This window comes from Candidatus Hydrogenedentota bacterium, assembly GCA_018005585.1.
Classification (GTDB): domain Bacteria; phylum Hydrogenedentota; class Hydrogenedentia; order Hydrogenedentales; family JAGMZX01; genus JAGMZX01.
Map to the genome: position 1 here is coordinate 2174 of JAGMZX010000161.1, position 6909 is coordinate 9082.

Annotated in this window: 4 protein-coding genes; 3 read left to right on the forward strand and 1 reads right to left on the reverse strand. The window is 64.4% G+C overall.

Going from position 1 to position 6909, the window contains the following annotated elements:
* A partial coding sequence (locus KA184_20210) for a dicarboxylate/amino acid:cation symporter (GenBank protein ID MBP8131909.1) occupies window positions 1–687 on the forward strand: 687 nt, incomplete at its 5' end.
* A gap of 213 nt (window positions 688–900) precedes the next feature.
* Here the strand turns inward: KA184_20210 and KA184_20215 are convergent.
* Window positions 901–3636: a DUF2961 domain-containing protein gene (locus KA184_20215; GenBank protein MBP8131910.1), complete on the reverse strand. Its 2736-nt coding sequence runs from the start codon at window positions 3634–3636 to the stop codon at window positions 901–903.
* Window positions 3637–3840: 204 nt separating this feature from the next.
* On the opposite strand from KA184_20215, the gene KA184_20220 reads away from it, so the two are divergent.
* Together KA184_20220 and KA184_20225 are read left to right on the forward strand one after the other, a co-directional pair.
* The gene (locus tag KA184_20220; GenBank protein MBP8131911.1) at window positions 3841–5739 is read left to right on the forward strand and encodes a peptidyl-prolyl cis-trans isomerase; all 1899 of its coding nucleotides are present in this window, start codon (window positions 3841–3843) and stop codon (window positions 5737–5739) included.
* 553 nt (window positions 5740–6292) lie between these two features.
* The coding region (locus KA184_20225) for a thioredoxin domain-containing protein (protein MBP8131912.1) at window positions 6293–6909 on the forward strand (617 nt) is incomplete at its 3' end.

The following is a 6909-nucleotide window of genomic DNA, read 5'->3' on the forward strand; positions in this document are numbered from 1 at the left end:
CTGAACGCGGCATTCATCACGGTCATCCGCTGGGTCATGTATCTGGCGCCCATCGGCGTGTTCGCGTTGATGGCTCGCGTGATCGCCGAACTGGGCCTCGGCTATGTCGCGATGCTCGGCAAGTACTGCTTCACCGTCCTGCTCGGTCTCGCAATTCATTTCTGCGTGCTGACATGCGTCCTCGTGCCGCTGTTCGGGCGCGTCTCGCCGCTGCGGTTCCTGCGCGGGATGATCCCCGTGTTCGAGGTCGCGTTCACCACGTCGTCGAGCGCGGCAACCTTGCCCGTAACGCTCGACTGCGCCACGCGCCGGGTCGGCGCGGACCGCAATATCGCCAATTTCGTGCTGCCGCTGGGCGTCACCATCAACATGGACGGCACCGCCTTGTATGTAGCCGTCGCTTCGTTGTTCATCGCGGAGGTGTACGGCGTGGCCGTGCCGTTTCAGGGGCAGTTGATGGTGTTCTTGACCGCCGTGCTCGTGTCGGTCGGCGCGGCGGGCATTCCCGGCGCGAGCATCGGCCTGCTCGGGATCATCCTGCAATCCATCGGAGCGCCCATCGAGGGCATCGCCGTCGTCGTGGGCGTTGACCGCTTGCTCGACATGAGCCGCACAGTCGTCAACGTCACCGGCGACAGCGTAGGCACGGTGATCATCTCGCGCAGCGAAGGCGTGATGCGGGACTGAGCTTGGCGCGGGCGTCCCGGCCGTGATTCAAGCTCATGGGAAGGGTGCACACGCCGCGGCGAACCTTCACCCCGCCTCTCTCGGGGAGAAGGGACTGCCATGCCGCGGACAGGCCCTCACCTTCATGACACAGGCTGAAGCCTGAGCTGCATGCCGGCTCACTCTGTGCTCCCGGTGCCTCCGCGGTAAATACAGTTGGAGATGCCCGCCGCCCTACGGGTTCGCCAGTTCCAGCACGTCGAGACCCAGCATGTAGCTTGAGGACTGTTCGTTCTTGCCGACGCACTTGAACGCAAACTGATGCGGGCCTTCGCTGAACTCCTGCGCGCCGAAGCAGACGCGGTCGCTGCGCGCGACGCTCTCGTGATATCCGTCGAAGGGTTCGCCGAGAGGCGCGCCGTCCACGAGAAGCTGATAGACGCCGTAATCCGGCGCTTTCGTGAAATAGGCGCAGACAGTGCGCGCGCCGGCCCGCTCCACGCGCGCCTCGAACGTAACGCTGGCCTCGCTGGAGGGCGGCGTGAACCAGACATGCGCGTCGCGGCTCCACTGCGCCCCGAACGCGCGCATGTCCTGGCGCTTCGCTTCGGGGGGCGTTGCTTCCAGAATCTTCAGTTCCTCGCCCTCATATAATCCTTCCGGAACAATCCGAACGTAATCGACGAGCGTCTCGCCGCCCGCCGCCTGGCCGGGGGCCAGGACCAGGCCGAACGTGTGGCTGCCCGCTTCGATTGGCGGGGTCATGCGCGTGACGGTTTCCCACGCGAGTTCGTCGGCCTCGCACGCAACCGGCCCGCCGAAAGAAACGCCGTCGAGCGTGAACTGCACCGTGGGCCGGCCCGGCCCATGTTGCAGCCGCGCCGTCACGGCATGAGCGCGCGGCGCCTCGATGGCCCACGCGAACGCCGCGCCGCTGTCCGCGCTCTTGTGCGCGATCGCGCCGCACGACATGCCGCTCATGCCCGCCAGGCCGCCGTCGACGATGCGCAGGCCCGCCTCGCCGGCGGCCCGCACGGGCAGCGATTCCGCCTCAAGCACGCCCGGCGTCTTTTCGCTCGGCACGAGCCGCACCGCATCCAGGAGCGCCGCGTTCCCCGGCACGGCGACGACCAGCACCTGCGCGCCGACCGTGAGGCGTTTCCAGGGCAAGGCGCGCTCCCTGTCCCGGGCGCCCTCGCCGTATTTCCAGTCGAGGACCGCGCCGGAGGCGCTTTCGATCCGGGCCATGAGTTCAAGGCCGGGCCCGGCCTCTGCCAGCCGCAGTCGGACTTGATATACGTCTTCTTTTTCGATGGGCACGGTGAACCGGGCTGACCCGCCATGGCCCTCAATGGCCACGGCCTTGCCGCCGCTGTAAAACCCGGGCGCGTCCGCGTCGGTGACGATGGCGCCGCCGCCCTCGGCGAGCAAGTCTTCCGCTTCCAGATACCCCGCCAGCCGAGGCGACCGCCACACCCGTTCCGCGACGGGCGGCATGGGCGCCAGCGCCGCCTGAACGCCCGGCGCCGCGTACCAGAACGTCATGCCGCTGTAGTCGGCCTCGTACTCGTTGCCGTGCCCGTGTTCGATACCGACGCGCGCGGTCTGCTGAAACGGCGCCAGGTCGGTCATGTGCAGGCGGAAAGCGTGGCAGCGCCCCTCGCTTTCGGCGTGATAGCCGCAGCCGTAGTACGGGAAGCTGCCGGTTCCGCCGAAATACCATCCACCATTGTAGTAATCCTCGGAACCAGTCCCGTTGAACTGCGTATGGTCGCGGCCGTCGATCCAGAGCATCTCATCGCCTTCGAGAAAGCCATGCCCGGGGCCAAAGCCCTGCATGGCCATCGAGACGCCACACCAGTGACCCCGGCCTTCCGCCGTAAGGATGGGGAACAACTCGCCCTGCGCCGTCGGGTTCAAGCGCAGCCAATGGGCCCGGAAATGACCCAATCCCTCCGGAAACTCGCGCAGGTACCGCGTCTTCGTCGTTACCGTGAGCCGGATATGGTCGTTGGACTCGTTGTACAACGCAACTTCGATGTTCCCGCGGAACGGCATCGGCCAATAGCAGTAGAACGTGTCCGTGCCCGGCTCCAATCGCCCGCACAGAAGCGATTGCGTCTTCTCGCGCGGGAACGGCTGCAGGAAGAAATCCCCCAGCGGCGCCTCAACCTCGAACTCGCCGCCGTCCGCGTTGATCGCGATGGCCACGCGGCGCAGCGCCTTGTCGGGCAATTCCCTGAACGCGAGTTCCAGGCCCGTCAGTATGCCGGGACCGTTGCGTTGCGCAATCGTCTGCCGCTGCCCGGGCAACAACGCCCATTGCTGGTATTGCTTGCGCGCATCCGGCAGCGGCCACGGGTCGCGCCCAAGATGCGACCAGGCTTCGCGGACGCGTTCGAACTTCGCGCGGTCCTCGCCGGACAAGGCAGGCGTGAAGGAGCGGACGCCCTCGCCGCTCGCGAACTTCACGCACGTGATCTGGTAGAAGTTGATGCGCTCGCGCGTGACGACCCTGAGGCTCTTTTCGTAAGCCAGCGGCACGTAGCTGCACCAGCCGCCAAGCACGTGGCGGCTCACCGGCGACAGGAACGGCTCCTGCTTGTCGAGGAACATGTCCTCCCACTTGTCGAAGGCCAGCCGGGGCGTTGTCTCGCCGTCGAAATAGAATTCAATGCGGCGCGGGCCGGGGTTCGCCGACCAGATGCGGTACACGCAGCCGGGGCCGCTGTCCTCGAAGATGACATAGGCGCCGTCCGCCTCTTGCCGCAGATAGGAGTACGTGCCCGAGAAACCATCGTCATTGCCGCCGGTCCGGTCGAAGCTCGATACTTGCAGGCATTGGTCGTCCCGCAGCATGGGGAGCTTGCTGGTATCGACCAGTTCAAGCCAGTCGCCCGTGAAGACAGGAGCCGCTGCCACGCGTGCGGCCAGCACACACAACGCGATGCTTGATACGAGACTCCGCATGGACTAGCCTCCTCTCGATGCAAGATGGCAGTCTATGGGGGATTACGGAAGACTGTCAACCATCGGCCGAACGCGCAAGGTTTGCACGCTCCCGCCGCTATATGCTAGATTTCCGTGCTTGTCCGGGCTTCCGGGCGCGAGGCCCGTCCTCATCGCCGAGGGGGACGGCAAGAACCCGCAATCGTTTCAGGAGGATTCCGCATCATGCAGGACCTGATGCGCAAATACCGGCGCTACATACTGTTGGGCGTCATCATCATCATGAGTGTACCGTTCATTTTCTGGGTAACGCCAGGGCGTGCCAGGCGCGGACAGGAGCAGTTCGGCCCCGACGCCGACGAGGTCGTTCTCGACATTGGCGGCGTGCCGGTGTACCGCTGGCAATTCTTGCGCCAGCTGGACGCCGCCGTGCAGCAGCAATCGCGCGGCGACCAGCGGGTCACCTACGCGGACCTCGAGAAGAACGGCACGGTACAGGATATTCTCGAGCGCCTGACGCAGCAGGCCATACTCACCTACTTCGAGGAGCAGCGCGGCTACAGGTTTACGCAAGAGTACCTCGAGCAGCGGCTGCGGGATGAATTCAAGAACGAGGACGGCGAATTCGACGCCGCCGCGTACAATGAGTGGCTCAAAGACGACCCCACCCGCAACTGGAACCAGCTTTATGAAGATTTCCGCGGGCAGGCCGCTCGGGATATCACCATGGCCCTCGCGACCGCTCCCGCGGCGCGCATTATCGACTCGGAAATCGAAAAACGCATCGCGGACAATCACACCAAGATGAAGGTGCGCTATGTCAAAATTGCGCCGGGCGTCGAGCCCACCGAGGAAGACATCCAGCAGCATTACACGGAACACCAGGAGGACTACCGGGCTCCCCGCAAGATGACCGCCGCTTTCGCGCTGGTGTCTCTCCAGCCGCCGCTGCCGGAAAATGCCGCGAAGATTCTAGAACGCGCGCGCGCGGGCGAAGATTTCGGGGTTCTCGCGGACGAGGTGTCCGATTTGCCCCCGGAGAGCAAGAACGGCGGTCAAATGGGCTGGCAGCAGCCGTCGGAACTCGAACTCGAACACCGCAAGCCGCTCTTCGAGCTGCCGGTCGGCCAGATCGGCGACCCCGTCTACGGCCCCGGCGGTTATTTCATCTACAAGGTCGAAGAGGAACGGACCAACCCCGACACCGGCGTCCGGGAAGTACTGGGACGGCAAATCTATTTCCAGACGTCATTGCCGCCAGAAGAACGGGAGGTCCGTCAGGCGGAAGCCCAGCGCATCGCCGACAAGGCCAAGGAACTCGGCAGTCTCGAGGCCGCTGTGCAGGAACTGGGCCTGCAACTGAGCCGGACGGGTCAATTCACGGAGCAGGACCGCGAGATCGAGGGGCTCAGCCGGTTCGACGCGCGCTCGTTTGCGCGGAGCATCGCGGCCCAGAAGGACGACACCCGTTTCAACGTGATTACCGGAGCCATGAACCTGTACGTGGCCGATGTCGTGGAGAGCATCGAGGGCGAGATTCCCCCGCTTGAAGAAGTGCGCGACCGCGTGCGCGAAGACGTGGTCGCGGTCCTGAAGACCAAGCCCGAATACCAGGCAAAGGTTCAGGAATACGTGGATAAAATCAAGGCGGGCGCAAAAACGCTCGACGAAATCCCCGCGTTGTGCCCCGAATTGAACCCGCAGATCGCGGAATCGCAGGAAGTGGCCGCCAACCGCGGCGTCGTCGAGGGCATTCCCTGCTCGCAAATCTACGAACAGGTGGGCCGCGGCGAACCCGGCGTCATGGCCGGCCCCATGGTCAATAACCTGGGCGAAACGTATTTCGTGGACCTCGTCGCGCGCATCGACCCGACGGACGAAGACCGCAGCTCCACCGAGTGGCAGGATGAAATCAAGCAGGCCCGTGAAATGGAACTCCAACGGAATGAGCGGCTCATCGTCCAGGACTACCTTACCGACCTGCTCGAACGCGGCATGCAAGACATCCCCATCCGCCGCAACGACGCCCTGTTGAGCCAGATTCTCGGCCATACGGCGGAAGAAGAGGAAGCGGCGCCCACCGAGGCGCCCGCCGAAGCGCCTGTCGAGCCGCCCCCAGCCTGATTGCCTGTCCCGGCATAAGAAGCGGGGCACCCGGCGAATACCGGACGCCCCTTCAATCACCTGCGGGCGCGTTTGCCCGCAACGCTTTATGCTAGTAGCCGCGCGTGCCGCCTGGCTACGACACATTCCTCCTCGCCAGGTCCATCCCAACTGCGTGAGACAGACCCGTCTTTTGGTGCCTGGTCGCGGCGCAGGCCGGACGGCCACTAGCGCCGGGTTTACCCGGACTTACCATCGACGGATCACCTCCTTTCGGCCACGACCGATGTTTCCCGCTGGCCCACCGCGAGCCGCATCGCCATCTGCCGGGACTTACCTCTATCGTACCCTTACCATATAAAGGCCTTTTTGGCAAGGAAAATTCCACAGCCCGTTTCACGCGATCGTGCGGCCCCGTGTTTTCAAGGCACACCCGGAGAATAACGCGGAAAACCGGACACGGAATGCCAAGGCCGCACGGGACTGTTTCCCTTCTGGTATGATGACATGCCTTCTCGTGCAGCTTGTGCCTGCTATCGCCGCAGCGGGTGTAGATACCGAAGGAATTCCAAGCATGTCTTGCAGTACTTCCCATCACGCCGGGACACCCGCGAACCGGCTCCTCCATGAGACGAGCCCCTACCTGCTTCAGCACGCGCACAACCCCGTGGACTGGTTCCCCTGGGGCGACGAGGCCATCGCAAAAGCGCGCACCGAAGACAAGCCGATCTTTCTGTCCATTGGCTATTCGGCGTGCCACTGGTGCCACGTCATGGAACGGGAATCGTTTGAAAACGCCGGGATTGCCGCGCTCCTCAACGCGGATTTCGTGAGCATCAAGGTGGACCGCGAAGAACGGCCGGACCTCGACGAAATCTACATGACCGCCGTGGTGGCGATGAACGGCCAGGGCGGCTGGCCCATGAGCGTCTTTCTCACGCCCGGTCTTAAGCCCTTCTACGGCGGCACCTACTATCCGCCCGCGGACGGATACGGCCGCCCCGGTTTCGCCTCCGTGCTCGCGCGTATTGCGCACGTCTGGAAACACCAGCGCGGCGAGGTGCTGGAAAGCGCCGACGGGCTGACGGATTATATCCGCGCGCAACTGGAAGAAACGCGGGGCGATACAGGCGCACTCTCCCTGGAACTCGTGCGCAATGCGGCCGCGGACCTGCGCCGCGCCTTCGACCA